General features: G+C 65.0%; 28 protein-coding genes. 1 reads left to right on the top strand and 27 read right to left on the bottom strand.

The annotated features are described in order from the left end of the window. Nucleotides 1-253: 253 nt before the first annotated feature. Nucleotides 254-1,024: a response regulator transcription factor gene (locus I6F17_RS03255; RefSeq protein ID WP_036027407.1), complete on the top strand. Its 771-nt coding sequence runs from the start codon at nucleotides 254-256 to the stop codon at nucleotides 1,022-1,024. 234 nt (nucleotides 1,025-1,258) lie between these two features. Here the strand turns inward: I6F17_RS03255 and I6F17_RS03260 are convergent, their stop codons facing one another. From I6F17_RS03260 to flgA, 27 genes are all read right to left on the bottom strand, one after another. Next, nucleotides 1,259-1,717, bottom strand: a complete 459-nt coding sequence (locus tag I6F17_RS03260) for a hypothetical protein (RefSeq protein ID WP_036007081.1) — start codon at nucleotides 1,715-1,717, stop codon at nucleotides 1,259-1,261. After that, nucleotides 1,714-2,226 carry a flagellar biosynthesis protein FlgN gene (locus tag I6F17_RS03265; RefSeq protein WP_225123931.1) on the bottom strand — a complete coding sequence of 171 codons (513 nt, stop codon included), beginning with the start codon at nucleotides 2,224-2,226 and terminating at the stop codon, nucleotides 1,714-1,716. The genes I6F17_RS03260 and I6F17_RS03265 overlap by 4 nt, the downstream gene beginning before the upstream one ends. Before the next feature lie 39 nt (nucleotides 2,227-2,265). Next, the gene (locus I6F17_RS03270; protein ID WP_225123930.1) at nucleotides 2,266-2,745 is read right to left on the bottom strand and encodes a rod-binding protein; all 480 of its coding nucleotides are present in this window, start codon (nucleotides 2,743-2,745) and stop codon (nucleotides 2,266-2,268) included. After that, on the bottom strand, nucleotides 2,742-3,161 hold the full coding sequence (locus I6F17_RS03275; protein WP_225123929.1) for a hypothetical protein: 420 nt from the start codon (nucleotides 3,159-3,161) through the stop codon (nucleotides 2,742-2,744). The genes I6F17_RS03270 and I6F17_RS03275 overlap by 4 nt, the downstream gene beginning before the upstream one ends. 7 nt (nucleotides 3,162-3,168) lie before the next feature. Beyond that, nucleotides 3,169-3,921 (bottom strand): flagellar biosynthesis protein FliR, encoded by a 753-nt coding sequence (gene fliR, locus I6F17_RS03280; RefSeq protein WP_225123928.1) that lies wholly within the window; start codon nucleotides 3,919-3,921, stop codon nucleotides 3,169-3,171. After that, on the bottom strand, nucleotides 3,918-5,999 hold the full coding sequence (gene flhA / locus I6F17_RS03285) for a flagellar biosynthesis protein FlhA (protein WP_225123927.1): 2,082 nt from the start codon (nucleotides 5,997-5,999) through the stop codon (nucleotides 3,918-3,920). Before flhA ends, fliR begins: the two co-directional genes overlap by 4 nt. Before the next feature lie 76 nt (nucleotides 6,000-6,075). Beyond that, nucleotides 6,076-6,342 (bottom strand): flagellar biosynthesis protein FliQ, encoded by a 267-nt coding sequence (gene fliQ, locus I6F17_RS03290; protein WP_025034323.1) that lies wholly within the window; start codon nucleotides 6,340-6,342, stop codon nucleotides 6,076-6,078. Continuing rightward, complete coding sequence (flgD, locus tag I6F17_RS03295; RefSeq protein WP_157281883.1) at nucleotides 6,339-6,758, bottom strand: flagellar hook assembly protein FlgD; 420 nt, start codon at nucleotides 6,756-6,758, stop codon at nucleotides 6,339-6,341. The genes fliQ and flgD overlap by 4 nt, the downstream gene beginning before the upstream one ends. A gap of 15 nt (nucleotides 6,759-6,773) precedes the next feature. Beyond that, on the bottom strand, nucleotides 6,774-7,184 hold the full coding sequence (flbT, locus tag I6F17_RS03300; RefSeq protein ID WP_225123926.1) for a flagellar biosynthesis repressor FlbT: 411 nt from the start codon (nucleotides 7,182-7,184) through the stop codon (nucleotides 6,774-6,776). After that, nucleotides 7,184-7,528 carry a flagellar biosynthesis regulator FlaF gene (gene flaF / locus I6F17_RS03305; RefSeq protein WP_225123925.1) on the bottom strand — a complete coding sequence of 115 codons (345 nt, stop codon included), beginning with the start codon at nucleotides 7,526-7,528 and terminating at the stop codon, nucleotides 7,184-7,186. Before flaF ends, flbT begins: the two co-directional genes overlap by 1 nt. A gap of 68 nt (nucleotides 7,529-7,596) precedes the next feature. Then, nucleotides 7,597-8,643: a flagellar hook-associated family protein gene (locus tag I6F17_RS03310; RefSeq protein WP_225123924.1), complete on the bottom strand. Its 1,047-nt coding sequence runs from the start codon at nucleotides 8,641-8,643 to the stop codon at nucleotides 7,597-7,599. 3 nt (nucleotides 8,644-8,646) lie between these two features. Further along, nucleotides 8,647-10,122, bottom strand: a complete 1,476-nt coding sequence (gene flgK / locus I6F17_RS03315; RefSeq protein ID WP_036046292.1) for a flagellar hook-associated protein FlgK — start codon at nucleotides 10,120-10,122, stop codon at nucleotides 8,647-8,649. A gap of 34 nt (nucleotides 10,123-10,156) precedes the next feature. Continuing rightward, on the bottom strand, nucleotides 10,157-11,389 hold the full coding sequence (locus tag I6F17_RS03320; RefSeq protein ID WP_225123923.1) for a flagellar hook protein FlgE: 1,233 nt from the start codon (nucleotides 11,387-11,389) through the stop codon (nucleotides 10,157-10,159). Between the two features lie 104 nt (nucleotides 11,390-11,493). Beyond that, complete coding sequence (locus I6F17_RS03325) at nucleotides 11,494-12,075, bottom strand: transglycosylase SLT domain-containing protein (RefSeq protein ID WP_036046286.1); 582 nt, start codon at nucleotides 12,073-12,075, stop codon at nucleotides 11,494-11,496. Continuing rightward, nucleotides 12,026-13,369: a flagellar hook-length control protein FliK gene (locus tag I6F17_RS03330; RefSeq protein WP_225123922.1), complete on the bottom strand. Its 1,344-nt coding sequence runs from the start codon at nucleotides 13,367-13,369 to the stop codon at nucleotides 12,026-12,028. Before I6F17_RS03330 ends, I6F17_RS03325 begins: the two co-directional genes overlap by 50 nt. Further along, a complete protein-coding gene (locus tag I6F17_RS03335) occupies nucleotides 13,366-14,535 on the bottom strand; it encodes a chemotaxis protein (protein WP_225123921.1) in 1,170 nt (389 codons plus the stop codon). The genes I6F17_RS03330 and I6F17_RS03335 overlap by 4 nt, the downstream gene beginning before the upstream one ends. Continuing rightward, nucleotides 14,532-15,845 (bottom strand): MotB family protein, encoded by a 1,314-nt coding sequence (locus I6F17_RS03340; protein WP_225123920.1) that lies wholly within the window; start codon nucleotides 15,843-15,845, stop codon nucleotides 14,532-14,534. The genes I6F17_RS03335 and I6F17_RS03340 overlap by 4 nt, the downstream gene beginning before the upstream one ends. 6 nt (nucleotides 15,846-15,851) lie before the next feature. Then, nucleotides 15,852-16,547, bottom strand: a complete 696-nt coding sequence (locus I6F17_RS03345) for a hypothetical protein (protein ID WP_225123919.1) — start codon at nucleotides 16,545-16,547, stop codon at nucleotides 15,852-15,854. Continuing rightward, nucleotides 16,544-18,169 carry a flagellar basal-body MS-ring/collar protein FliF gene (fliF, locus tag I6F17_RS03350; RefSeq protein WP_036046274.1) on the bottom strand — a complete coding sequence of 542 codons (1,626 nt, stop codon included), beginning with the start codon at nucleotides 18,167-18,169 and terminating at the stop codon, nucleotides 16,544-16,546. The genes I6F17_RS03345 and fliF overlap by 4 nt, the downstream gene beginning before the upstream one ends. Before the next feature lie 295 nt (nucleotides 18,170-18,464). Next, nucleotides 18,465-19,379, bottom strand: a complete 915-nt coding sequence (locus tag I6F17_RS03355) for a flagellin (RefSeq protein WP_157281905.1) — start codon at nucleotides 19,377-19,379, stop codon at nucleotides 18,465-18,467. Nucleotides 19,380-19,650: 271 nt separating this feature from the next. Continuing rightward, nucleotides 19,651-20,559 (bottom strand): flagellin, encoded by a 909-nt coding sequence (locus I6F17_RS03360; protein ID WP_225123918.1) that lies wholly within the window; start codon nucleotides 20,557-20,559, stop codon nucleotides 19,651-19,653. Nucleotides 20,560-20,823: 264 nt separating this feature from the next. After that, nucleotides 20,824-21,564, bottom strand: coding sequence for a flagellar type III secretion system pore protein FliP (gene fliP, locus I6F17_RS03365; RefSeq protein WP_225123917.1), 741 nt, complete (start codon nucleotides 21,562-21,564; stop codon nucleotides 20,824-20,826). After that, nucleotides 21,561-22,004, bottom strand: coding sequence for a flagellar basal body-associated FliL family protein (locus I6F17_RS03370; RefSeq protein WP_346656982.1), 444 nt, complete (start codon nucleotides 22,002-22,004; stop codon nucleotides 21,561-21,563). The genes fliP and I6F17_RS03370 overlap by 4 nt, the downstream gene beginning before the upstream one ends. A 42-nt stretch (nucleotides 22,005-22,046) precedes the next feature. Then, on the bottom strand, nucleotides 22,047-22,754 hold the full coding sequence (flgH, locus tag I6F17_RS03375; RefSeq protein WP_225123915.1) for a flagellar basal body L-ring protein FlgH: 708 nt from the start codon (nucleotides 22,752-22,754) through the stop codon (nucleotides 22,047-22,049). Further along, the gene (locus I6F17_RS03380; protein WP_225123914.1) at nucleotides 22,755-23,507 is read right to left on the bottom strand and encodes a MotE family protein; all 753 of its coding nucleotides are present in this window, start codon (nucleotides 23,505-23,507) and stop codon (nucleotides 22,755-22,757) included. It lies immediately after the preceding gene. A gap of 67 nt (nucleotides 23,508-23,574) precedes the next feature. Further along, nucleotides 23,575-24,705 (bottom strand): flagellar basal body P-ring protein FlgI, encoded by a 1,131-nt coding sequence (flgI, locus tag I6F17_RS03385; protein ID WP_225123913.1) that lies wholly within the window; start codon nucleotides 24,703-24,705, stop codon nucleotides 23,575-23,577. Next, nucleotides 24,702-25,178, bottom strand: coding sequence for a flagellar basal body P-ring formation chaperone FlgA (flgA, locus tag I6F17_RS03390; RefSeq protein ID WP_225123912.1), 477 nt, complete (start codon nucleotides 25,176-25,178; stop codon nucleotides 24,702-24,704). The genes flgI and flgA overlap by 4 nt, the downstream gene beginning before the upstream one ends. Nucleotides 25,179-25,183 lie beyond the last annotated feature (5 nt).

The raw sequence follows: 25,183 nt of genomic DNA on the forward strand, positions 1-25,183 counted from the left end.
TAGGTCGTTTCTCAATCTGCTCCGCGAGGTGACCAGTAAGACACCCGCCGAGCCTCACGCAGTAAGCGTTTCAGTATTGAGTTGAAGTAACAGGCCTGCGAGACGCAGGCACTGAATGCGTAGGGCTGCCCGCGAATATCGAAACCACAACAACGGTTCGCGGGATGGAATGTCGTCAAACAGCATCGTTGCCGAGCCGGAGCATCACAACACCAACCGGCCGCAACAAGTGCGAAACAGGGGCGAAAGACTGATGTATATTATCGTTGATGATCGTGAGAGCGTCGCGAACAGCTATGTCGGAGGGCTCGTTCGCGAAGGCGTATCGTCGATCGGCTTCTCCTCCGGAGAATTCTGGGACTGGCTGCAATCTGCGAGCGAGTCCGATCTGGCGGCGGTGGACGCTTTTCTCCTCGGCGATTGCGATGCCCGCGGAAGCCTGCCGCGGGCGATGCGCAAGCGCTCCTCGGCTCCCATCATTGCCATGAGCGGCCAGAAGATGCTCAAGAACACGCTGGAGCTGTTCGAATCGGGCGTGGACGACGTCGTGCACGTGCCGATCCACCTGCGCGAGATCCTGGCACGAACGGCCGCGATCGCGCGCCGCCGGGTGGGCGAGCTGCCGAGGCCCTGCGAGAGCAGGATCCAGGTCTTCTTCAACGGCCGTGATCCCGAAATCGCGGGCCACGCCCTCACCCTGCCCCGCCGCGAACTGCGCATTCTCGAATATATGGTGGCCAATCACGGCAAGTGGATCACCAAGACCCAGATCTTCAATGCGGTCTACGGCATCTTCGAGTCCACATTCGACGAGAGCGTGATCGAGAGCCACGTCAGCAAGCTGCGCAAGAAGCTCCGCGACCGCCTCGGCTTCGACGCGATCGTGGCAAGGCGTTATGTCGGCTACCGCCTCAACATCCCGGCGGGCGAAACTCTCGACGAGCCGGTGCAGGAGCTCGAGGACGTCGGCATTCTACTGAACAGGACGCAGGCCGCCCCCGCGGCATACCCGGCCGGCAACTGACACGGCAGGACAGCGCCACGAACCGGCAACGGCCTCTGCGAAGCAGCTTCGCGGAGGCCGTTGCACTTTTGGCGGCGAGCTGAGCGCACGCCTCGTCCTTCGAGACGGCGCTGACGCGCCTCCTTCAGGATGAGGCTAGTCGGCCCCGGTGCGCGCTGAGACTGGCGCCGCGCATTCCGTCCTCATCCTGAGGAGCCGCGTAGCGGCCTCTCGAAGGATGGCCGCAGAAAAGAGCTATGGCTTCTGCTGGAATTCTTCCTTGGAGACATAGTTGAAGTCCTCGACCAGGACGTCCTGGACAATGTCACCCTGCATCCGTTCGTTGACGCGCTGCTTGATGGCCGTCGTCAGGATGGCGAGGTCGTAACGGGCGAGCTTCCTGAAGTCGAGACGATCGTCGGCGTAGATCCTGCGGAAGGCCTCGTCGACGACGAACGGCTCCGGCGGGACGTTCAGCTGGTGCATGGTCCGCGCCTCCATGGTGTAGACGAAGCGGGCGACGATGTAGCCCTGGACATTGCCGTTCTCGACCATCGGCACGCTCAGCGCCCGCGTCTTGTGATATTGCAGCCCTTCGAGATATTCGTCCTTCGCCGGCAGCAGGCTGCCCTTCTCCTTCCAATAGGCAACGGCATAGCTCGTGCCTGCCGTGAGGATGCATACCCAAAGCCCGGCCAGCACCAGCCTGATCATTTTCCGTCCTGCGCTGTGCGACCGGTATAGGTGCCGTCGGACTCGGCGTCCTTGACCGCCTTGACGATAATGCTCGCGACCTCCCGGACTGCGTCGTAGTGCATCTCCAGAATGGATCGATTCCGCTCGAGCTTGTCGCGCAGCCGCTGAATCTCCTCGGTGATCTCGACCTCGCCGCCAAGGTGCATCCGCGCCCGCATCAGGCGGACGAACTCGAGCATGCTCCGGCTCTTCCGCGCGCTGAAGTCGTCGAAATCGATCTTCTGGCCCGTCGCGAGTGCCGTCGTCTCCTCCTCGACGATAGTCGCGAGCCGGCGGATTGCGGCCAGCAGGCCACGCATCTCGTCCGATCTCATCGTGTCCGCGGCGCCGACCCTTGCCTCGCCACCCCCGATCGGCAGCAGCACGGGCAGCAGCGCATCGCTCGCTACGGCTTCCGTCGTCACCATCTCGGTGTCCGCGACCGTCTGGTCCATCGCCACGGCCGCCGCGCCTTCTTGTGCCTGCATTGGAAATTCACCTCTCAACTTCTGTCACCCGTTCGCGGATCATGATTTGGCCTTCGCAGCGTCCGGTCCAGCCGGATGTGCGGCGGCGAGCTGCCGGGCGATGCCGACACCGTTGCCCTTTGCCAGCTGGCTGCCGAGCTGCTCTGCAAGCATCGATTTCCAGACGCCGCCAGCCGTGCCCTTGCCGAAGACCTCCTCCGACTCCTTCGGCAACATCGTCTCGACGAAGGTCTGGAGGATGAAGGCTTCGAACTTCCGGTAAATCTCGCCGGATGCCGGCGCCTTGATCACCTGCACCGGCGCGCCATTCACGGCACCCGACTGCGCTTCCGCGACTTTCGCCGCGGCTTGATCGGCGGTCGCCGCTTTGGCCTTGCCGACTTCCGCCTCCATCGTGGCGGCGAAGTCGGCGTCCGACGATTTCAGCGCGTCGAGCTTCGCGGTCGCGGCGCGCTGCGTCGCGGGGTCCGCGGCTTCGAGGACGTCGAGGACGAGGTCGGGCGTCGCTGTCACGATCATGTCTTGTTCCGATTGGCTGGCTGTGGCGTCCAGGCTTGCACGGTAAGGCTCGTTCCCGTCATGTCCTCGAGCGAGCGCTTCTCGGCATCGCGGAGCTTGTCTGCGAGTGCGGCCTTGGCGACCTCCTCGAGCTGTTTCACGCGGCGGGTCTCCCGGCGAACCTGGTCGAGCTGCTGCACGGCCTGCGCCTGCACCGCACGTGCGCCGACGCTCGCCCTGTTGAGACGCCGCGCGATCGATTCGTTCGACGATCCCGCCGGCGGCTTTCCATCGTTCAAGGCTCCGACCAGCCATTCCTGCTCGTCCTGCAGGCTGCGCTCCTGCTGCCGCAATTGCGCGAGCTGCCATTCGGAGAGCCGGAGCTGCAGCTTCACCAGCGAGACCATCCGGCCGAGCTTGTCCGCGCGCGATGTCATGACCCGGTCACTCCGCCAGCCACGACGACACGCCCAGCATGAACTGCGTCAGCAGCTCGTCGCTGGTGAGGTAGAGGAGCAGGAAGCCGCCGAACAGCACGAAGGGCACCGAGATGAAATAGACCGGAATGGCCGGCGTCAGCTTGTTGATCAGGCCGACCGCCAGGTTGACGATGACCGAATAGACGATGAAAGGGCTCGAGATCCGCAGCGTCAGCACGAACGCTTCCGAAAGGCGGCCGACGAGCAGCTCGAGCGCGACGCTGCCGCCCAGCCTGCTGCCGGGCTTCCAGACGTCGTAGGAGTTCATCAGCCCCCGCAGCACCTGCCAGTGCTGGTCGGTCATGAAGAACAGCGTGGTGACAGCCGCCATGATCAGCGGCACCAGGGCTGGCGCCGGATCGGTGTCGCCGATCGGTGTGCCCGGAATGTTGCTCAGCCCGATCGCGCTCGCCATCATGGTCGCCATGGTCTGGAGGGCGAGGAAGAAAACGCGCCCGCCGAGCCCGATGACGCTGCCGACCACGAGCTCGGAGCAGATCAGGAGCGCGAGCGTCAGGGGAGCCGCGTTGTCCGTGAGCGGCTTCAGGACGGCAATCAGGATCGGCGTCAGTGCAAACGTCGTGACCAGCGCGACGAACAGGCGCACCTGGGGCGGAACGTTGACGCTGGAATAGCCGGGCACCAGCATCAGGCAGGCGCCGATGCGGCAAAACACGATGAACGTCACCAGCACGCTGTCGGCGAGCCCTGAGATCACGATATGGCTCCGAGCGCCCTGATCTCGGCGCTGCGCGCGACTTCGACATGCGACAGGATCGGCAATGTCGGAAACACTCGCTCCAGGATCATCCGGACATAGGGGCGCGCTTCCGGCGTCACTGCCATCACCACGCTGGTGCCGCTCTCGGTGAATTTCCGGATCGCGGCGCTGGCTTCGGTCGCGAACTGCTCGATTAAGCGCGGGTCTGCGTCGAACTCGACGACGTCCCCCTTGGCATCGCGCTTCAGGCTCTGGTGGAAAGCGAGGTCCCAGCGGTTGCCGAGACGAACCACGTTGAGCACGCCATTGTCGGAGAGATCACCGCAGATCTGCTGGGCGAGCCGGGTCCGCACGTGCTCTGCCACCTGCTCGGAGCGCCGCACATGGGGCGCGATCTCGGCGATCGCCTCGAGGATCAGGTGAAGATTGCGAATGGAGACTCGCTCGGCAAGCAGGATCTTCAGGATCGCCAGCAGGCCCGAATAGGAGATCTGCGACGGGCAGAGATCCTCGACCAGGCGCTTGTATTCGGGATCGAGCCGGTCGAGCAGGGCGCGCATGTCCTTGTAGGACAGCAGCTGGGCGAGGTGCGCCCTGATCACTTCGCTCAAATGCGTGAGCAGCACCGACAGATTGTCGACCGGCTTGCAGCCCTGCCGCTTGACTTCGTCGGTGAAGGCTTCCGTCACCCACAGCGCCTTCATGCCGAACGCAGGCTCGATCACCTCGTAGCCCGGCACGTCGGGCTTGCCATCCTTGTCGACCAGCACCAGCACCTCGCCGAGCCTGAGCTCGCCATGGGCAACGCGCGTGTCGTGAATCCGGATCTGGTAGCTCTTGGGATCGATCGACAGATTGTCCGTGAGCTTGATCTCGGGAATGACGAAGCCGTACTGCTTGGCGAATTTCTTGCGGATCTTGGCCACGCGGTGGGCAAGCTCGGTGCGCGAGCCCAACAGATGGACCGAAAGGTGGCCGCCGAGCGCCAGCTCGATCTCGGCGGTCTTGAGCTGCTCCTTGACGGACTCCTTGGCCTCAGCCTGGGCGCGCTCGTCGGCCTTGCGAGCCTCCTCCTTCTGCTTCAGCGCGGCCTGCCGCTTCGGCAACGAATAGCCGACGAAGGCCATGACACCCCCAAGCAGCACGAACGGCGCCATCGGCAGTCCCGGCATCAAAGCGAGCACGAACATCATCAGCGCGGCGGCCGACACCGCGCGCGGATAGCCGCCGAGCTGCCGCAGCACCGCCTGCTCCGCCGAGCCCGTGGTGCCGCCCTTGGAGACCAGGAGGCCCGCCGACAGCGACACGATCAGCGCCGGCATCTGCGACACCAGACCATCGCCGACGGAGAGCTTGGTGTAGACGTCGGCCGCGCGGGACAGAGTCAATCCGTGATGGGTGACGCCGATGACGATGCCGCCGAAGATGTTGATCGCGGTGATGATGAGACCGGCAATGGCGTCGCCACGGACGAATTTCGAGGCGCCGTCCATGGCGCCGAAGAACGCGCTCTCCTCTTCGAGCTCGCGGCGCCGTCGCTGGGCTTCCTTGTCGTCGATCAAGCCGGCGGACAGGTCCGCATCGATCGCCATCTGCTTGCCCGGGATGGCGTCGAGGGTGAAACGGGCGCCGACTTCGGCGATACGCGTCGCGCCCTTGGTGATCACGACGAAATTCACCGTCACCAGGATCGCGAAGATGATGAGACCGATGACGAAGTCGCCGCCCATGACGAACTTCGAGAAGCCTGCAACGACATGGCCCGCCGCATGTTCACCCTCCCCGCCCCGTGACAGGATCAGGCGCGTCGTCGCGATGTTCAGCGCCAGGCGCAGGATCGTCGCGATCAGCAGAACGGTCGGGAAAGCAGAGAAGTCGAGCGGGCGCTGAATCCACAGCGCCACCATCAGGATCAGGGCCGAAAGCGCGATCGAGAACGCGAGGCCGAGGTCGATCAGGATCGGAGGAATCGGCAGGAACAGGATCGTGAGCATGGTCACGATGCCGGCGGCGAAAAAGGCATCCGTTCCGAGGCGGCGCTGATTGGGCGGGCTAGCAGCTAACGTATCGGCCATGGGGTCACCGGCAGAGGGGTCCGGTTCGCAATCTGCCGCGCAAAGCTTACGCGGGGATGGTGCCAGGCCGTCCGGATCAGAAGCCGCGCTCGATCCTGGAATAGACCATCTCAGTGAAGGTCGACAGATGCGCGCCGATGAAGGAGCCGGAGACGGCAACGACCAGGAGAATGACGATGATCTTCGGAACAAAGGTCAGCGTCACCTCCTGGATCTGGGTCAGCGCCTGGATCAGCGCGATGACGGTGCCGACCAGCATGGCTGCGCCGACCGCAGGCCCGGAGGCGACGATGATGGTCCAGATCGCCGCCTGGACGATATCGAGGGCGTCCCGCTCGTTCATGACTGGCTGATCGTGAGCCCCGGTCCGACCGCGACCTTCGTGCCGTCCTGAAGGGTCGCGATGGAGCCGTCGCTGTTGATGGAAACCGAGACGACCTTGCCGCTGAAGGTCGCGCCGGTCGAGTCGGTGAAGCTGACCGTCTTCCCGATCAGCCCGTTGGCCTGCGACAAGGACTGCGAGGACAGCAGCGCGTCCAGCTTCGCATTCGTCTGCATCGCTTGCTCGACTGTCGAGAGCTGGGCGAACTGGCTCATATATTGCGCAGTGTCCATGGGATTGGTCGGATCCTGGTTCTTCATCTGGGCGATGAGGAGCTGGAGAAACGTGTTGTAGTCTACGCTGTTGCTCGACGTCGTCGAGTTGGTGTCGGTCGAACTGGATCTGCTCGTGCTGTCGGTCGCGCTGTTGACGTTCATCTTGTCCCTCCGCTGTCAGGCAGCTTCGACTGGGGAAACGGCGGCGGCGCCGGCCAGGATGGCCTGCTCCACCGGAAACAACGCGCGAATCCGCTTGAGCGCCTCGAAATAGCGGGTCGCCCCAACCAGTTCGTGGATCGCGCCGAGCCCACCGAGCATCTCGCGGTTCTCGCAAACGGCACACAGGGCCGCGTGATGCTGGGCGTAGAGCGCCGCAGCGTCGCGAACGTCGGTCGGGTTCATCAGCATAAGCTGGACGATGAAATAGAGCTGCCGCAGCGCCGTGGTGGCGTCGGACGCCTGCATGACCTGCCCTTCGAGCAGGAACATCACGTCGTTGACGAGCTCGACGGAGACCTTGCGGTCGACGCGGAGCACCGCGCCGTTGATGTAGATCCGTTCGCCCGCGCGCAAGGAGATCTTCATTAAAGCGCGTCTCGGATCAGGCGGTTGATTTCGATGAGCTGCACCACGTCGCTGGACCGCTGCTCGCGGAGACGATCGGCTTCCTTGACCACCCACAGGCCGATCGAGATGATGTCGGCACGCAGCTTGTCCGGCAGGCCGTTGTCCGGGTGCGCGAGATCCTCGATGAAGATCGTCCACAGCCGCCGCACATAGAGCAGGCTCTCGACCTGATCCTCGAGGCTGGAACGCCCCTTCTGGATCCGCTCGAGCCGGTCGATGCCAAGGCTGAGTGCCTGCCGCTCACGGCTGCGCGCCTCATAGCCACTATCATCAACGACCGCTTCATAGGCTTCAAACGTCATCAGGACCACTCTTCGCAGAAAACCGAACAACTGGACAAAGGTTACGAGCCTGACAGCGCAGCCTTGGCTCAGAGATAATTGATGAGGCTGATCTTCTGGAGCTGCGAGGTGAGCGCCAGCGCGGTCTGGATCTGTGTCTGCAGCGTATTGACCCGGACCGAGGCTTCGGTCGGATCGACCTTCTCCATGCCGACGATCTGATTGTTCAGGATGTCCTGCTGCGTCTTGAGCTTGGCGGTTGCGGTGGTGACCCGCTGCTGGACCGTGCCGACGCTGCCGCCCAGCGCAGCGAGATCGTTGATGGCGTTGCCGACCAGCCCGATGGCCTTGTCCACCACGACCTGGAACGTCTCCTGGCTCAGCTTCACGTTGCCGAGATCGGCCATCATGGTGTAGGCCTCGGCGAGCCTGCGGAAGCCGATCTGGTTGGCGCTCACGGACGTGTCCGCGATCTCGGTGGTGGAGATGCGGCTTTGCATGGTCTGGTCAGTCGCCGACGACCAGTTGGTGTTCCAGGCCGGGCTCGCGAACTCGGCATCGAAGGTGGTGTCTAGGAAGGTCTGCATCTGGGCCGGCGGAATGGTGGCCACGGCGGGTGAGGATTGCGGAAAGCCGAAGGTCGCGAGAAAATCCGCATCGACCTGGTTCTTGCTGGCCGAGCCCGCGGCGTAAGGCGTGATGGGCGCATTCTGCGTGTTGATGCCCGAGAACAGATAGGAGCCGTTATAGGAGACGTTCAGTGCGCCGATCAGGTCTTGGAGATTGGACGCAGCAGGCGGCAGGATGACCCGCCCGCCGCCGTCGGTGCTGCGGGCCGCGATCAGGTCCTTGAGGAAGTCCGTCGCGGTCTTGCTGAGCTGAGTGATCCTGTTCTGCGTCACGTCGAGGCGTCCCGAGACGAGACCGTTGGTGTCGACGAGCTGGTCGGCAAAGCTCCAGTCCGCCCGCAGCGTGAGGTCGCTTCCCGTCGTCGCACCGAGTTCCAGACCAACGTCGTAGAAGCGGCCGGTGGTCGCTTCGGTCGACGCCCTGCTCAGCGCTGCCTGGTTGTTCGTGATCGAATACCTCAACGACGAGGACAGCATCAGGGTGGAAATGTAGTTTGCGCTCATCATGGCTCAGTTCCCCACGGCGGCCAGCAGGCTCTGCAGCATTTCATCGACGGTCGAAATGATCTTCGACGAGGCCGAATAAGTGCGCTCGACCTGGAGCATCAACGCCATTTCGTCGTCCATGTTGACGCCGTTGACGTTGGACAACGCCGTGATGCTGCGGTTGAGCAATGTGCTCTGGTACTCGGAGTTGGCGTCGGCGGTCTTGCGCTGGTTTTCGATCCAGCTCGCCGACGACGATGCGAAGTCGATCAGGCTGCCGCTCGGCTTGCCCTGCGTCGTTGCGTCGAACGGCTGCGCGGCATCCATGCCGCCGATGAGCTGCTGCAGCCGGGCCGAATAGCCGCCGTGTCCGGCGGTGTTGTATTGGTAGGCGGGGTTGCCGCTGATCGCGCCGTCGCGCAGCAGATTCGGGTTGCCGCCCAGGGTCGGATCGACCGAGGCCGCGACCGAGATCGTGCCGGCGAGACCCACCGAGACGGTTGCGCTCGCCGGCATCGCCGGTGCGCCCGGATAGGTGAAGAGGCCGGGAACGTCGGGCAGCGCCGCGGCGGTCTGATCGCTTTCCCTGAACGTATTGATCAGGCCGCGTGCGATTTCGTCGAGCTGACTCTGATAGGTGACGGTGTCCTGGTCGCGCAGCTGGGCGAGGCCGGCGAGCTTGCCCGACTTCAGCGGCATCACCGAATTGGCGCCGGTCACCGGGACCCCGTCGATGTAGACGGCGTTCCCCGTGGTGCCGGCGGTGTAGGCATTCGTCGGCGCAAAGCTCACCGTCCGCGCCGTCTTGTCGAACAGCACCACGCCGCTGTCGGCGTAGAGCGCCGCGTCGCCGTTGGGGCGGATCGACATGTTGACGCCGACCTCCTGCGACAGCTGCGAGACGATGCTGTCGCGCTGATCGAGATAGTCGGTGATGTCGTCGCCGGAGATCGTGCCTTTCACGATCGCGGTGTTCACGGTCTCGAACCGGGACAGCAACTGGTTGATGTTCTGAACCGACGTCTGCATGTCGGCATCGGCGCTTTCGCGGACCGACTGCACGGTCCGGGTCGCCTGGTTGAGCGCGGTCGCCATGTCCTTGGCGGACGCGACGGCCGCCTGCGCCAGGGTGGCGTTGTCAGGGGCGTTGGCATATTTCTGCAACGCCTGCTTCAGCGCGTTGAGCTGCGCCGTCGGCGACTGGTCGAGCTCCGGATCGTCCACCGTCGCGGTGGCGATCTTCTGCAGGCCGTCATAGATCGCGGTCTGCTTGGCGGACGACGAGGTCGCGATCAGGACGTTGTTGTAGAGGCCCGAGCTGGCGGCGCGCTGGATCGCCGCGACATAGACGCCGGCGCCGGGCAGATTGTCCAGCACGGTGAGCTTGCGCGAATAGCCGGTGGCGCTGGCACCGGCGATGTTGCGCGAGATGACCGACGACTGAACGCTCGACGCCATGAGCGAGGAGCGAGCCGAGTTGAGAGCGGCGGTAAGCGACATGGCGTGCTCTTGCCCGAAACGAGCGCCTAGGAATTCAGCGCTTCAAGTTGACGACGACATCCAGCAGATCCGAGCCGGTCTGGAACGATTTCGAGTTCGCCGTGAAGCCGCGCTGGGCCTCGATCATGCCGGTGAGTTCGTCCGCAAGGTCGACGTTGGAGTCCTCCAGGGCACTGGACTGGATCGTGCCGAGCCCACCCGTGCCGGCATTTCCGACCTGCGCATTGCCGGAATTCATGTTGGTCGAATAGACGTTGCCGGGCTCGGGCGTCAGATTGTCGGGGCTCGCGACGTCGGCGAGCATGATGGTGTAGAGCGTCAGCTGCTGCCCGTTCTTGAGGATCGCCGTCACATGGCCGGCATCGTCGATATCGACCTTGTCGATCGCCGAGGGAACGCTGCCATTGACAGTGGCCTTGAAGCTGAAGTCGGTGCCGACCTGGGTCAAGTTCGACAGGTCAAAGGTCATCGCCGCACCTCCGGGAACGGTGAAGGCGAGACCGGTCGGGCTCGCCGCGGCGAGCGCGCCCCTGCCGGCCGCCGTGGTGTCGAAGGTGAAGGTCGTGGCGGCGCCGAGCGAAGTGCCTGTAGCGGAGTCGTAGACCTCGATCTGCCAGGTATCCGAGCCGGCAGCCGTCGCCGTGTGAGACATGTAGACGTCGAGCGTAACGGCCTGGCCGATATTGTTGTAGGCCACGATCGAGCTCTTCGATGAATACGACGCCGGGCCGGGCGGGCCAGCAATGACGGCGGCTTTCGGATCCAGGTTACCGGTCGTGAGCGTGCCCGCCGACGACGGCACCGGCACCTGCGAAACCTGGGCGATGTTGACGATCTCCATGCCTGACAGGCTGTTCTGCGAGAAATTGCTCACGTTGCCCGGCTGGCCCAGAAGATAGAAGCCGGCCGCGTTGACCAGATTGCCCTGGCTGTCGGGCACGAACGAGCCGGCGCGCGTCAGATATTGCTGCGTGTTGTTGGCGTTCGACACGACGAAGAAGCCATTGCCCTGGACGCGGAGGTCCGTGGTCGACGTGGTATACTGCGTATTGCCCCCGTCGCTGATGGCATAGCGGACCTTGGTTTCGACAGCGCCGGAATCGTAATTGCCGGAGCCGCTCTTCAGGATCAGCGAGGAGAACTCCGTCGAAGCCCGCTTATAGCCCGTCGTGTTGACGTTAGCGATGTTGTCCGAGACGGTCGACAGCTTGTTGGACTGCGCGTTCATCCCGGAAACGCCGGTGCGCATAACACCATACAGGCTCATGAATTGCTCCTTCGGTAGGTTGCAGCTACAATGGGGGTTCTTGCTTGCGCGGGGCTGATGATTGGGCGCGATGCACAACTTGTCGTGGTCCGGTCAGCTCTGCTTCAGCTCGTCTTGGGCTGGCAGAACGAGCGCGCCTTGTCCGTCCACGCGCCGAAACCGCTCGAGACGAGATGCGCAACGATGTGACAGACATAGCGCTTCTGCGCCGGCTGATTGTTGGGGCCCGCGTTGTAGCGCGCGACAGCCATGGTCCAGCTGCCCTCGCGCTGCTTCAACTCCTTCAGGAAGCGCGCGGCGTATTCGACATTCCCCGCGGGATCGAACATCGCCCGGACCGAAGCGAACTTGTCGCCGTGATAATAATGGTTGATCTGCATGCAGCCGAGGTCGATCAGCTTGATGCCTTTGCTGCGCATGGCCTCGAAATTCGCGATTGCATCGTTGATGTCCTTGGCGAACACGGTCTGGCCGTCGGCCCCGAGCGCGTAAGGATGGAGCGCGCCGCGCCGGCCGGTCTCGGTGAGGCCGACCGCATAGAGAATGCCGAGCGGAATCCCATGCTGCCGGGCCGCACGTGTCATCTCACGCTCGCAGGGCCGCGCAGTCTCGGCGGCGGCTTCCGCAGCGCTCGCGTTACAGATAAACAGGGCCGCGACGATGATGCGGCGCCACGTCCTGCTCATGACGCGTCTCCTGGTTGAACTGGCGCTCCTGGCGAGCCTGTTTCGCGCCGCTGTCGGATTGCCCCGACGACGTGCCGGCACCGCCGAACGCGCCTTGCGACTGCGGCGAGGATTGTTGCTGGCCCGAGAGCTGGGGCTGGGACTGGCCGGAGCCGCTCTGGAATCCGTCCAGCGAGCCGTGCTGGACCGGCGCGACGTCGGCGACGTAGCCGGCCGACTGCATGAGCTCGCGGATCTGGTCGCGCTGCTGGTCGAGCATCTGGCTCGTGTCCTTGCGCTCGGCCGCGAGCTGGACGGACACTTCGGTGCCGACGAGACGCAGGCGCACCGTGACGTTGCCGAGCGCGGGCGGTTCGAGATTGACGGTCAGGATCCTGAGCGGCTGATCCGGTGCGTTGGTCTGGGATGCGGCGAGATCGGGTGCCGCGGACGCAGCCGGAGCCGAGGACTCCTTCAGCTCGGCGACGACTGCATTGGCAACCTGCTGCGGGGCGTTGAACTGCGCCGGTGGCAGATGAGTTTCCTGCTGGACCACGGTGACCTTGGTCGTCTCGGGTAGCGCGGCGCGCGCCGAAGCCTTGGCAGCCCGCTCGACATCGGCCGTGACCGCCTCGAAGCCGGGTGATGCCGGCCTTGCGCTCGAGGCTTCCGCACCTTGCGTCAGCGCAGATTGCGACGCCGCCATCGCTTGCGAAGCCGCCGCCTGCGAGCGCGCGCCGGCCGGGGCAGGACTGGATGGACCGGGATCGCCGGTCGCCGCCTTCACCGCGCCCGTTGCCTCGTACTTCGCCGAGGGCGACCGCTGGTCGCGCGCGGGCGCGTCCTTGTCTGCGGAGGGCACTTGCATCTGCGGCTTCACGGCAGGCGCGGCAGCGATCTCCTGGCCGATCATCACAGCGATGCCGGATTGATCCTGGCGATCTGTCCCGGTGAGAAGATCGACCGGACGTGGTTTCTCCGCCAGCTTGTCGGACTTGGTGTCGGAGGCCTCGTCCATGGACTTTGGATGTGCATTGGGCGCGACGGGTTCGCGCAGCGCCGCCTCCTTCGGCTTCTCCTGTTCGGTCGGATGGATCGGACGCGTGCGCAGCGTTCCGGTCTTCGCGGCCGTCTCGCTGTCGTCTTCGCTCAGCGCCTGCTTGGCGAGATTCGAGACGGTGTGGAGCAGATCGTTGAAGGACGAGTTCGCCTGCGGTTTGGTCGCGGCACCCTTTGCCGCGCGCGACCCGCGCATGTTGAGACTCTCGGCGAGACCGTTGAAGAGCTGTCCGGAGGTTCCACTGAGCTTGGTCATGGACGGCGGTCCTTGGTCAGGAGTTCGAGCTCGCCGAGCTGCTTCTGCGCGCGTGCGAGCGTCGCGGTCGATGACGACAGATCGAGCCGCGCCGGCGTGGCCGGCGGCTTGTCCGCCGTAAATCCGCCCGCGAACGGCTTGCGGATGTCGAGCGCAAGCTGCACCGTGGCATTGAGAAGGGGGACGTCGCGCTCGGGCAGCTTCGACCGGTCGAGCGCCTTCAGTTCGGCGAGACCGCCGTCATATTCGTCGGTGAGCACGCGCGAGGCGCCGCGGAAGAAATGGGCGCGCTCGCGCTCCGCCGATGTATCCGCGCTGAGGGTCAATGCCCGCTCGCCGGCCAGCCGGGTCACGGTCAGCCGTCCGCGCACCATCGCGGCGCGCGCCATCACGAGATAGAGCTTGAGGCGGCTGGCGCGATCGACCTGCTCGAGCAAGGCTGAGATCCGCGCAAAGCGGCGCTCGTCGAGTGCCAGGCTCGATTGCGTCAGCCCCGCGGAGAAGCGCTGCCAGAAATCGCCCGCATAGATCGAGTTGCGGTAATGGCGGATATAGGCCAGCGTCAGGAACTCGAACTTCTCGAAATCCTCCGCCTGCCCCACCAGCAGGATCTCGCGCCGCAGCGCCGCCTCCTCGACCAGCGTGCCGGGCAACAGCAGGCGCGCATCGTCCAGGCGCTCGATCGCGAGCGAGGCCTCGGCGCGCGCGAACAGCGCGCCCTGAACCAGCGCGACCTGTCCGCCCAGTCCCGAAGGAATCGTCCGCGGCTTGATCTCCTTGAGCAGCTCCCGTGCTTCCTCTTGGCGACCCTCGACATAGGCGAGCGCACCGTTGAACAGCCGCTCGTCAACGTTCAACTTGTCGCGCGGCAGTTTGCGGACGATTTGCGGCGCACCGCCGCTGAGCAGGTAGATAACGACCGCCTGGCCGTTCCGCGGATTGCTCCACACCGCGGGATCGGCCGCGAGAAACTTCTCGCCGATTTGCCGGATCAGCGCGATATGACTGCCATGTGCGGCGGTGTCGCCATTGGCGATGCCGTCCTGCACCGCTTGCAGCGCGCGGACGAGCTCATAGGGTTCGCTGCCCTGGGGTGCAGGCTGGGCAAGCGCATTTGCCGCGATGAACGGCAGCAGCAAGACGGCGCGGCGCAGCAGCCTGATCAAGGGCGTTTCTCCCGGATCAGGATCTCGATCCGGCGGTTCTGGGCGGCGGCCGGGTCGTTCGGGAGCTTCGGCCGCCGATCGGCGTAACCTTCGATATGCTCGATCCGCCGCGCATCGACGCCGGAGCGAACCAGCATGTAATATGCCATCTGCGCACGTGCGGTCGACAGCCGCCAATTGTCGTAAGTTTCCGAGCGATACGGCCGATTGTCGGTATGGCCGCGGACGATGATCATGCCCTGGCGCTTCATCAGCAGCGGCCCGATCTTGTCGATCACGCGGATCAGCTCGGGCCGCGGCTCCGCCGAGCCGACCGCGAACATGCCGAAGCTCGCATCGTCCGTCAGGCTGACCAGGAGCCCTTCCTCGACCTGGCGCACCTCGGCCGCCGGCCCCGCTCCTGCCTTGATGTCCGACAGGGCGTCTGCGATTGCGGACTGAAGCTGCTTGAGGGTCGGTTGCTGCGTTTGCGCATTGTCGCGCGCCTCCGGCTCCTTCGCCGTATCGTTGAGACGCGCCTGCGGAGCGGCATTGGCCTGAACGCCAGCTTGGGCGCTGCCCTCGCGCGCCGACTGCGTCGGTGCGGGGCCCGGCGGCAGCAGCGGCGACAGGCTTGCGGACGCGCTCTCCGGGCTCGGAGCCACGCTGCCGCCGGCATCATCCGTCCTGCTCCGGCGCGCCTGCACCTCGCCCGGATTTGTTCCGGCTGCGCCGTCTCGCGCGGAGGCATTCGGCTTCGGCTCGCTCTCGATGAAGCGATCGGCGTCCTTGGACGCCTGTGGCGCCAGCTTCCAATAGCCGGGATCGAATGGATCGCGATAGGCATCGCCTCCCTTGAGGCCGTCCTCTTCAGCGGAGGTCAGAGCGCCGGCGCGCCGCTGGCCCGTCGACTGGTTCGCGCTGTTGGCGATCTCGGCGAGCGTCGCATAGGGATCGCGGAACAGGACCTTCTCCTCGAAAGAGGCCGGCTTCTCAGCCGTCGGAGAATCGCCGCGCCTTTCCTCGTTCGTGCCGGCCGGCTGACGCTTGCCGTCCTGGCCTTCGAACGACGACGGCTCCTTGTTGGAGAGATCCTTGAGACCCTTTGGGGCAGGTGAGTTCTCAGCGAGCTTGATCGGATTGAAATAGCTCGCGACGACCTGCTTCTGGTCCTGGTTGAGCGCGTTGAGCAGCCACATGACCAGGAAGAACGCCATCATCGCGGTCATGAAGTCCGCATAGGCGATCTTCCAGACGCCGCCGTGATGCGCCTCCTCGGCGAAGGCGCTGCGGCGGCGGACGATCACGATCTCATGCTTGACCTCCTCCATGGCGGACTACCGGCGCGCTTCCTTGAGGCGTTCACTCCAGGCGGAGATCTGCGTCTCGATCGCGGTCTGGTCAGCCACGACGCGCACCTCGAGCGTCTCGGCGGCCTCGTATGCGATGCCGGTTCGCCTGGACGCCTCGAGCTGCGTCTTCACGAGGTCCAGCAGCTCGCTCGGGCCGGTGACCTTGAAGGCGGGCGCCGACGAGCTGCCGGTCAGCGCCGCGATCTGCTCGACCAGCGATCCGATCGCCTTGTCGCGCACCGCATCGGCGAGGAACGGCAGCAGGATCCGCGCCACGGAGCTTGCGATATTGGTCTCGATCTCGCGGCAGGCCGCCTCGAAGCCGCTGACGATTGCGACCGCCTGCTGATCGGACCATTTGGCCCGCTCTTCGCCGAGCCGGATCGCGCTGCGGACGCGCTCCTCGGCCAATTTGGCGTCGCCTTCCGCGACGCCCGCGGCATGGCCGCGCCGATAGGCATCGTCCAGGAGATTGACGGGCGGCGCTTCCGTCGCGGGCGCCGGGGACTGAGCCTGAAGCTGCGTGTGGGCCTGCGGCTGCGATTGAGGCTGCGGATCGCGCCTCGCCTCCTTTGGCCTGGTCAGCACGTCCTGGATTTTTGGAGGCGGGGGCGGCGGCGACGACTTGACCCGGCCATTCGCATCGAACTGCGTCAGGAGTTTTCCGATTGCCGCGTTCATGCCGCCTCCTCGCGTCGCATCCAGTCTTTAAGGATCGCCGCCGCCTGCATCTGATCGAGCCGGACGATCTGCTCGAGCCGCTTCTGCGGCGTTCGCTGCATCTTGCCTTCGAGGTCTTCGACGAGGTTGAGCTCGGCCTCCTCGCCGTCGGGCAGCGCAAGGGCCGCCGAGGCCTCGAGCTGGGCGGCCTCGGCCGCCTCGGCCTGCTCCTGCTCCGCGCGATGGGTCAGGATGCCGTTGACCGCCGGCCGCAGCCCGAACCAGACCAGCATCGAAGCCACGGCCAGGATCGTGATCGCGTTGATGACGCTGCCGAGCTGCTTGTTGATCATCTCGACGAAGCTGATCGGCGGCACCGGCGCCAGCTCACGCGAGCCCTCGATGAAATCGACGGCCGTCACCTGGATCTGATCGCCGCGCGCCTTGTCCAATCCGCCCGCGGTCGCCGCGAGCTGGCTGATCTCGGCGAGCTTGCTGTCGATGATGGCCTGATTGCTCTTGTCGCCGAGATCGGCGACCAGCCGAGCGCGATTCACCAGGACGGCGATGAACAGCTTCTTGACGGAATAGCCGTCGCTGACCGTCGTTGTGGTCTTGGAGGAGACCTCGAAGTTGGTGACGTCCTCGCGGCGGGTCTTGTCCTCGCTGGAGTTCTTGCCGCCGCCCGCATTCACCTGCTGGTCGGGGAGATTCTGCTGCACCGTGGTCGGCGACGAGCGGTCGGCGTTCTGCGAGGATTCCTTCTCGCGTACGGCCCGCACCGAGCGCTCGGCGCGGTTCTCGGGATCGTAGACCGTCTCGTTGATCTGCCGCTTGTCGGTGGACAGCTGCGGAGCGACGCTCACCTCGAAATTGTCGAGGCCGAGATACGGCGTCAGCGCCTTGCGGATGCTCTCCTGCACCATGCCGCTGACCGTCTTCTGCAGGCTCGCCATCTTGGTCGGCGCGGCGCTGGCCTCGTCCTCTTCGGCGAGCAGCATCGAGCCGTCGGCATCGAGCACCGTCACCTTGTCGCGGCTCATGCCGGGAATGGCGGCGGCGACGAGATGCCGGATCGACTGCGCCGTGCGCGCCTCGATCGCGCCGTCGGTGCGCAGCACGACCGATGCCGAAGGCGGCTGCTGCGTGGCGCGAAACGAGCCGCGCACCGGCAGCACGATATGCACGCGCGCCGCTTTCACGCCCTTCATCAGCTGGACGGTGCGGGCGATCTCGCCTTCGAGCGCGCGCAGCTTGGTGACCTCCTGCATGAACGAGGTCAGCCCGAGCGAGCCGATCTTGTCGAACAGCTCATAACCGGAATTGGCGCTGGTCGGCAGCCCCTTCTCGGCGAGCAGCATCCGCGCCTGCATGGTCTGGCTCGGACGCACCGAGACCGCATCGCCGGCGGAATTGACGTCGAAGGTGATGTTCTGCTCGCGCAGTGCCGCGCCGATGCGCGTCACGTCTTCGCGGGTGAGGCCGGTGTAGAGCGTTTCGAACTCGGGGCGGCTGAGATAATAGGCGCCGCCGACGACGGTGACGAGAACCGCAAAACCGATCAGTCCCAAGGCCATCAGGCGTCGCGGCCCAAGCTCCAGCAGATTGTTGAGCAGTTGCTGTACCTGCGCACGACTGAGCATATGACCTCGTACCAATGCGAATGGTGACGACACTCAGCTGCCAACCTTGTCTGAAGGTTGCGCGAGGCGCGAATGTGTGGGTTCGCTGGCGAGGCGTTGCAATTATGCAAGACGAGGCGACGCAATCGGTGGGCGGTCGCGAGCCAGTGCTCAGACGCAGGGCAACCCGACCGGCAGCAGCATGTCGCAAGAAATATGACGAAGGTTCGATTGCCGGCATATCGCGTGTCGGCGCCCACCATCGCGGCGGGGACCGTGCTCCCTGAGGGAGCATGGTCGTTTTCGAGAGCGCCGCTTAGCCGCGGAACAGCGACAGGATGCTCTGGCTGTTCTGGTTGGCGATCGAGAGCGCCTGAACGCCGAGCTGCTGCTGGGTCTGCAGAGCCTGCAGGCGGGTCGATTCCGCGTTCATGTCGGCGTCGACGAGCTGGCCGACACCGCGGTCAACCGAGTCCATCAGGGTCTTGACGAACTCCGAGTTGGTCGAGATGCGGTTCTTGACCGCACCGAGATCGGCAGCTGCCGAGGCCACCGAGTTGATGGCGGCGGTGACCTGCGCGATGTAGGCATCGAGCGTGGTCTGGTCGGCCGCCGAATCGGTCAGCGCGGAGATGTTGATCGTGTCGACCGAGGCGCTGCCGGCCACGGTATCCAGAATGCCGGTCTGCGTGGTCGAGTAGAGCGTGTAGTTGGCGGTCGTCACCGTGATCGAACCGATGGTGGGCGTACCGCCGACGCGGGAGTAGGACGACACGAGGTTGAAGCTCGTCGGGGTGGTGCCCGTCGTCGTGCTCAGCCAGTTGATGCCGTTGAAGGTCGCCGAATTGGCCTTCAGCTTCATGTCCTGCTGGATCTGGGTGATGTCCGCCTGGATCTTGGTGCGGTCGATACCCGCGGTCTTGGCTTCGACCAGCAGCGCCTGGAGCTTGGTCAGGCCGGATTCCTTGTCGCCGATCACCGAGGTCAGAGCGGTGTATTCGGTGTCCACGGTCGCAGCCGACAGGCCGAGCGAGTCGGAGACAGCGGACAGCGCGGCGTTGTCGGAGCGCATCGACGTTGCGATCGACCAATAGGCGGCGTTGTCCGAGGCGGTGGACACGCGCTGACCGGTGGAAATCCGGTTCTGCGTGGTGGCGAGTTGCGTGCTGACAGACCGCAGGGTCTGCAGCGCGGTCATGGCGGAGGAGTTGGTGAGAAGACTAGAACCCATTTTGATGTCCCTTTGAAGATTGACTTGAGTTGGGGACATACCGGGCTTGCACCGGTACGACAGGGCGGCGTCATGCCTTTGGGCGTGCCGCAAACGCGGGTTTCAAGGCCCAATCTGTCGTAGCGGCGAGGTTAGCGAGCGAAGCTTGTGCGGGGCTTGTGGCCCTGTGTTCCGGCCGCAACAGGCGGCCGGACTTGGGCGCGCGTGGCCATGCCCAAGGGAAAGGGCCGCGCTTCGCGAGAAGCGCGGCCCTCCCCAGATGACTTCCGTCTTAGCGGAACAGCGACAGGATGCTCTGGCTGCTGTTGTTGGCGATCGAGAGCGCCTGCACGCCGAGCTGCTGCTGAACCTGAAGGGCGGCCAGGCGGGTGGATTCCGCGTTCATGTCGGCGTCGACGAGCTGACCGACACCGCGGTCAACCGAGTCCATCAGCGACTTCACGAAGTTCGTGTTGGTCGAGATACGGTTCTTGACCGCACCGAGATTGGCGGCGGCCGAGGCCACCGAGTTGATCGCAGTCGTGACCTGCGCGATGTAGCCATCGAGCGTGGTCTGGTCGGCGGCCGAGTCGGTCAGCGCGGAGATGTTGATCGTGTCGACCGAGGCACTGCCGGCCACGGTGTCCAGAATGCCGGTCTGCGTGGTCGAGTAGAGCGTGTAGTTGGCCGTCGTCACCGTGATCGAGCCGATGGTGGGCGTGCCGCCGACGCGCGAGTAGGATGACACGAGGCTGAAGCTCGTCGGGGTGGTACCCGTCGTGGTGCTCAGCCAGTTGATGCCGTTGAAGGTCGCCGAGTTGGCCTTCAGCTTCATGTCCTGCTGGATCTGGGTGATGTCCGCCTGGATCTTGGTGCGATCGATACCTGCGGTCTTGGACTGGACCAGCAGCGCCTGGAGCTTGGTCAGACCCGAGTCCTTGTCGCCGATCACCGAGGTTAGAGCGGTATATTCGGTGTCGACGGTCGCGGCCGACAGGCCGAGCGAGTCGGACACCGCCGAGAGCGCGGCGTTGTCGGAGCGCATCGAGGTGGCGATCGACCAATAGGCGGCGTTGTCCGACGCGGTGGCGACGCGCTGGCCGGTCGAGATGCGGTTCTGCGTGGTGGAGAGTTGCGAACCCACAGACCGCAGGGTCTGGAGTGCGGTCATGGCAGTCGAGTTCGTAAGCAGGCTTGACATTGCGAATGTCCCTTTATGTACGCGTTTACATTTTCACGAGGGGACATACCGGGCTTTCACCGGTACGGAAGGGCGGCATCATGCCTTTGGACCGATCTGTGTGGGTCCAACCCGCCGTGCCGCATTGCTAGCACGCCGAATCTTGCTTCCGGATTAAGACGAGCTTGAATTCCGCAGTAATATCATATGGTTAAAATAACGCGCCGCTAACCATATCCAGCGCGTTTCGTTTAACCATAATCGGCCGGCGGGCGCTCGCGGTGCTCACGAGAACGAGCGGACCAGCCCGGAGGCCAGCAGATTCCAGCCGTCGATCAGCACGAAGAACAGCATCTTGAACGGCAGCGCGAGGATCGTCGGCGGCATCATCATCATGCCCATCGACATGGTCAGCGTCGCCACGATCATGTCGATCACCAGGAACGGCAGGATGATGAGGAATCCGATCTCGAACGAGCGCCTGAGCTCCGAGATCATGAAGGCCGGAATGATGACGCGCAGATCGACCCGCTTGTCGTCGAACTTCCTGCGGAAGCTTTCGGCGGCGAGCGCTTCGAAGGTCTGAAGATCCTTGTCACGGACATGGGCCAGCATGAACTCGCGGAACGGGTCCGTGATCTTCAGATAGGCTTCCTCTTCCGAGATCTCGTTCTTCATCAGCGGCTGGACGCCGCTCTCCCAGGCCCGGTCGAAGGTCGGCGCCATGACATAGAAGGTCATGAACAGCGCGAGACTGATCAGCACCAGGTTGGCAGGCGTGGTCTGGAGGCCGAGACCTGCGCGCAGGAACGACAACGCCACCGCAAATCGCGTGAAGCTCGTCACCATGATCAGCAGCCCCGGCGCCACCGACAGCACCGTGATCAGCGCCATCAGTTGGATGATCCGGCCGCTGGTCGAGCCGTTCCCGGGCGGCAGCAGGGAATTCAGGTCCGGAATTTGGGCCAGCGCCGCTTCGGGCAGCACGACCAGAACCAGCGCGAACAGCAGGACTTTCACCCTCACTGGATCACCAGCGTCTCGATGATCAATTCGCGAACCTTGCCCGACGAGCGGATATTGGCGCGCTCGGTCAGGTCGTCGCGCAGATGCTGGAGCCCGCGCGATCCTTCGAACTGCGCCACCGTCGCCGACCGCAGATAGGTCACGATGTCCTCGCTGATATGGGCGGCCAGAATGCCGGCATCCTCGTCGCTCATGCTGTCGGTCACCATCGAGGCTTCTATGCGCGCCCAATTGTTCGCCGGCGCGGCGAGATTGGTCACGATCGGAGACAATTTCCTGAGCCGCGCGCTGCCGGCGTAGCTCGATGCGATCGGCGGCGATGTGGCGTTCTTCTTGGCGTCGGCAACGCGTTCGGCGGTCGCGATCAGATGCAGACCGGCAATCGCGCCCCCGCCGATCGCGATCAGGGTCAGCACGACGATGGCGGCGATCAGGCGCATGGCGTCGCCCGCCATCGTGGCGCGATCCGGCCGGCTCGGGCCTCAGAATGGTGCCACGGCGTCATAGATCCGGTGTCCCCATCCAGGTTGCTGCACGTCCGACAGATTTCCGCGCCCGCCGTAGGACACGCGCGCCTCGGCGATCTTGTCGTAGGAGATGGTGTTGGCCCGCGAGATGTCACGCGGACGCACGATGCCGCCGACCTTGAGCACGCGCATCTCCGTGTTGACGCGAAATTCCTGCGAACCGCTGATCATCATGTTGCCGTTGGGCAGCACGTCGGTGACGACGGCCGCGATCGACAGCCTGATGTCCTCGGTGCGGTCGATCTGGCCGTTGCCCTTGATCTGGGTGTTGGTGCTGAGATTGGCGTTGGCCGAACCCGTGTCGTTCCATCCAGCGATGTCCATCAGCCAGTCGAGCCCGAACTTGACCTGCGAATCGCGCGAACGGCCGGTCTTGTTGTCGAGCTTGGCCTTGTCCTGCATCGAGATGATCACCGTCACGACGTCGCCGGTGCGGCGTGCGCGCGGATCGCGGTAGAGATCGGTGCCGTCGTCCCAGGTCGAGCGATAGCTGACGGGCGTGCGCACGCGCGGCGTCACCGGGATCGGATCGGCCTGCATCCGCAGGCCGCTGCCGACGGGCGACATCTGCGGACCGGTCAGGACTTCGGCCGGATCATGGAAGCAACCGGCCAGAATTACGGACGCCGCGAGCAGCGAGAGGATGAGGATCGGCTTGGTCATCTATTTGCTCTTTCCGTCGTCCACGCGACGCATGCCGCCGAGCAGGTCTGCGAGGTGCGCCGCGCGTGCCGTGTCCATCTCGTTGAAGATCGCGCTCGAGCTGCGCGGGCTGAGCTTGGCGAGCACGGCGGCGGCGGTCTCGTCGGCCATGCCGGCGATCTGCGTCGCCGCAGCTTCGGGCTTCATGCGCGAATAGATCTCGACGACGCTCGCTTCGGCCTTCTTCAGGAAGTCGTCGCGCAGCGCCATCCACTTCTCGTATTCGGCGCGCTTGGCCTCGACCTCGGCGATGCGCTCGCGCAGCAGGCTCTCGGCCTTCTCGAGCTCCTTGAGCTGCCAGGCCAACCTGGCGTCGACGGCGGGATCGGCGACGTTGCTGCAGAACAGCGCGATTTCGTTGTCCGGAGCCGGCGCAGCCTGCGGCGGTGCAGGCTTCGGCGGCGCCGTGACGCTGCCAAGCTTGGCCGGACGGGCCGGCGCAGGCGCCGGTGTCTCCGGCACCGCACCGGTGACCGCGGGGCCCGAATCTTCGGCCGCCCATGCCGTGGCCCGGACCGAAGCGTTGTCGACAGGTGTCGCGGTGGCCGACGGCTGCGGCTTCTGCGGTCCGCCCGCGCGGGCGCGGGCGAAGGAGAGCAGGTTGAGCGGTTTCGACGGCTTGGCCTCGTCCAAGGCGAGCGCGGGCGAGGCGCTCGCGAGCATTGCTGCCGCGGCCAGCAGGAGGAGTTTGCCTTTGTGATCCAGCTTCAGCATCGGGCCGCGTGCGATTCTCGCTTCAGACCTGAGCATTGAGCGACCAAGCTTGCACGACGCTTGCGCATCATTGCACGATGACGTCGGCCTGGAGCGCGCCTGCCGTCTTGATCGCCTGCAGGATCGCGATGATCCCCGATGGCTTCAGGCCAATCTGGTTCAGCCCGCGCACCAAGCGCTGGAGATCGACCCCGCTCAGGATCGCCACCTGCGATCCGGCCTCGTTGGCTTCGACCACGGTCTGCGGGACGACCACCGTCTGTCCCCGCGAGAACGGCGCCGGCTGCGACACAACCGGCATCTCCGTGACGCGAACCGTCAGATTGCCGTGGCTCACGGCGACGGTGGATATCCGCACGTCGCGCCCGATCACGACCGTGCCGGTGCGCTCGTTGATCACGACCCGCGCCGGCGTATCCGGCTCGACCACCAATTCGCCTATCTCGGCGAGGAAGCGAACAGGGCCAACATGACGCGGCTTCGACAGCACGATGGTGCGGTAGTCGCGCTCGAAGGCGATCTGCGCGCGGTAGCGACCGCCGGCGTAGCGGTTGACAGCGTCGAGGATGCGCGTTGCGGTGACGAAGTCCGGGTTCTTCAGCTGTAGCACCAGGAACTCCATCTCGTGGAGGCTTCCCTGCACCTCGCGCTCGACCAGCGCACCGTTCGGGATGCGCCCGGCCGTCGGCGTGCCCTGGCTGACGTTCTGCGCCTGGCCTCCGACGCTGTAGCCGGCAACCGTGATCGCGCCCTGTGCCACCGCATAGACGGCGCCGTCCGCCGCGCGCAGCGACGTCATCACCAATGTGCCGCCGAGCAGCGACGTCGCATCGCCGAGCGAGGACACGGTGACGTCCATGCGCTCGCCGGGCCCGATCGAAGGCGGCAGGTCCGCCGTCACCATCACCGCTGCGACGTTGCGCGTGCGCAGCGTGGTCGGACGCGGGGGATTGTTGGTGCTCGTGGTCTCGTTCCTGACGTTGATGCCCATGTTCTCGAGCATCGACTGCAGGGACTGTTCGGTGAACGGCGCGTTGCGCAGCGTGTCGCCGGTGCCGTTGAGGCCGATGACGAGGCCGTAGCCGACGATCTGGTTCTCGCGCAAACCCTTGATGTCCGCGATGTCCTTGATGCGGACGGCGGCTTGGGCGCTGGCGGCCGACACCAGCAGGACGAACGCAAGCAGGAGCCTGGTCATGATCCGTCCATGACCTTGACGCTGCCGTCCGGCTGGACGACGCCCCTGATGATCACGCCGGTGTCCGTATTGCGCACGGGGATCAGCGCGCCGGCCGCCCCCGACTGCATCGCCGAACCGTAAGTGACGATGGACAGGCCGCTGTCCTCGACCACGACCTTGACCATGGCGCCGCGCGCGACGGTCCAGGGGTCCTCCACCGCATTGGTTGGAATGGGCTGGCCCGGCAGCAGCGCGCGCCGCGCCATGCGACCGACCAGGATCTGGCGTCCCTCGATGAACATGGCGACGCCGAGCAGGCTCGGCGCGAAGGCGCGCTCGGTGATCATCTCCTCGCGGATCATCTCGCCGGCGCGGATCGAGACGGCCGGCACGGGAAGCCGCTTCTCCTCGGCCGCGGCGACCCGCGCCGCGACGAGAACCAGCAGCACGGCGGCCAACCCGCGCACGATCAGGCCTACCCTGTTCAACATCGAGA

This window comes from Bradyrhizobium sp. NBAIM18 (genome assembly GCF_020193825.1).
GTDB lineage: Bacteria > Pseudomonadota > Alphaproteobacteria > Rhizobiales > Xanthobacteraceae > Bradyrhizobium > Bradyrhizobium yuanmingense.

Bases quoted from the DNA above. Each gene is read 5' to 3' on its own strand.
- flgK (WP_036046292.1), bottom strand. From the start codon at position 10,122: ATGTCGCTTACCGCCGCTCTCAACTCGGCTCGCTCCTCGCTCATGGCG.
- I6F17_RS03265 (WP_225123931.1), bottom strand. From the start codon at position 2,226: ATGCAGGCACAAGAAGGCGCGGCGGCCGTGGCGATGGACCAGACGGTC.
- I6F17_RS03325 (WP_036046286.1), bottom strand. From the start codon at position 12,075: ATGAGCAGGACGTGGCGCCGCATCATCGTCGCGGCCCTGTTTATCTGT.
- fliF (WP_036046274.1), bottom strand. From the start codon at position 18,169: ATGCTCAGTCGTGCGCAGGTACAGCAACTGCTCAACAATCTGCTGGAG.
- I6F17_RS03370 (WP_346656982.1), bottom strand. From the start codon at position 22,004: ATGCGCCTGATCGCCGCCATCGTCGTGCTGACCCTGATCGCGATCGGC.
- I6F17_RS03360 (WP_225123918.1), bottom strand. From the start codon at position 20,559: ATGTCAAGCCTGCTTACGAACTCGACTGCCATGACCGCACTCCAGACC.
- I6F17_RS03255 (WP_036027407.1), top strand. From the start codon at position 254: ATGTATATTATCGTTGATGATCGTGAGAGCGTCGCGAACAGCTATGTC.
- flhA (WP_225123927.1), bottom strand. From the start codon at position 5,999: ATGGCCGATACGTTAGCTGCTAGCCCGCCCAATCAGCGCCGCCTCGGA.
- I6F17_RS03310 (WP_225123924.1), bottom strand. From the start codon at position 8,643: ATGATGAGCGCAAACTACATTTCCACCCTGATGCTGTCCTCGTCGTTG.
- I6F17_RS03320 (WP_225123923.1), bottom strand. From the start codon at position 11,389: ATGAGCCTGTATGGTGTTATGCGCACCGGCGTTTCCGGGATGAACGCG.
- flgA (WP_225123912.1), bottom strand. From the start codon at position 25,178: ATGTTGAACAGGGTAGGCCTGATCGTGCGCGGGTTGGCCGCCGTGCTG.
- flaF (WP_225123925.1), bottom strand. From the start codon at position 7,528: ATGACGTTTGAAGCCTATGAAGCGGTCGTTGATGATAGTGGCTATGAG.
- flgD (WP_157281883.1), bottom strand. From the start codon at position 6,758: ATGAACGTCAACAGCGCGACCGACAGCACGAGCAGATCCAGTTCGACC.
- flgI (WP_225123913.1), bottom strand. From the start codon at position 24,705: ATGACCAGGCTCCTGCTTGCGTTCGTCCTGCTGGTGTCGGCCGCCAGC.
- I6F17_RS03275 (WP_225123929.1), bottom strand. From the start codon at position 3,161: ATGACATCGCGCGCGGACAAGCTCGGCCGGATGGTCTCGCTGGTGAAG.
- I6F17_RS03260 (WP_036007081.1), bottom strand. From the start codon at position 1,717: ATGATCAGGCTGGTGCTGGCCGGGCTTTGGGTATGCATCCTCACGGCA.
- flgH (WP_225123915.1), bottom strand. From the start codon at position 22,754: ATGACCAAGCCGATCCTCATCCTCTCGCTGCTCGCGGCGTCCGTAATT.
- I6F17_RS03330 (WP_225123922.1), bottom strand. From the start codon at position 13,369: ATGACCAAGCTCAGTGGAACCTCCGGACAGCTCTTCAACGGTCTCGCC.
- flbT (WP_225123926.1), bottom strand. From the start codon at position 7,184: ATGAAGATCTCCTTGCGCGCGGGCGAACGGATCTACATCAACGGCGCG.
- I6F17_RS03270 (WP_225123930.1), bottom strand. From the start codon at position 2,745: ATGATCGTGACAGCGACGCCCGACCTCGTCCTCGACGTCCTCGAAGCC.
- I6F17_RS03380 (WP_225123914.1), bottom strand. From the start codon at position 23,507: ATGCTGAAGCTGGATCACAAAGGCAAACTCCTCCTGCTGGCCGCGGCA.
- I6F17_RS03340 (WP_225123920.1), bottom strand. From the start codon at position 15,845: ATGGAGGAGGTCAAGCATGAGATCGTGATCGTCCGCCGCCGCAGCGCC.
- fliQ (WP_025034323.1), bottom strand. From the start codon at position 6,342: ATGAACGAGCGGGACGCCCTCGATATCGTCCAGGCGGCGATCTGGACC.
- I6F17_RS03355 (WP_157281905.1), bottom strand. From the start codon at position 19,379: ATGGGTTCTAGTCTTCTCACCAACTCCTCCGCCATGACCGCGCTGCAG.
- I6F17_RS03345 (WP_225123919.1), bottom strand. From the start codon at position 16,547: ATGAACGCGGCAATCGGAAAACTCCTGACGCAGTTCGATGCGAATGGC.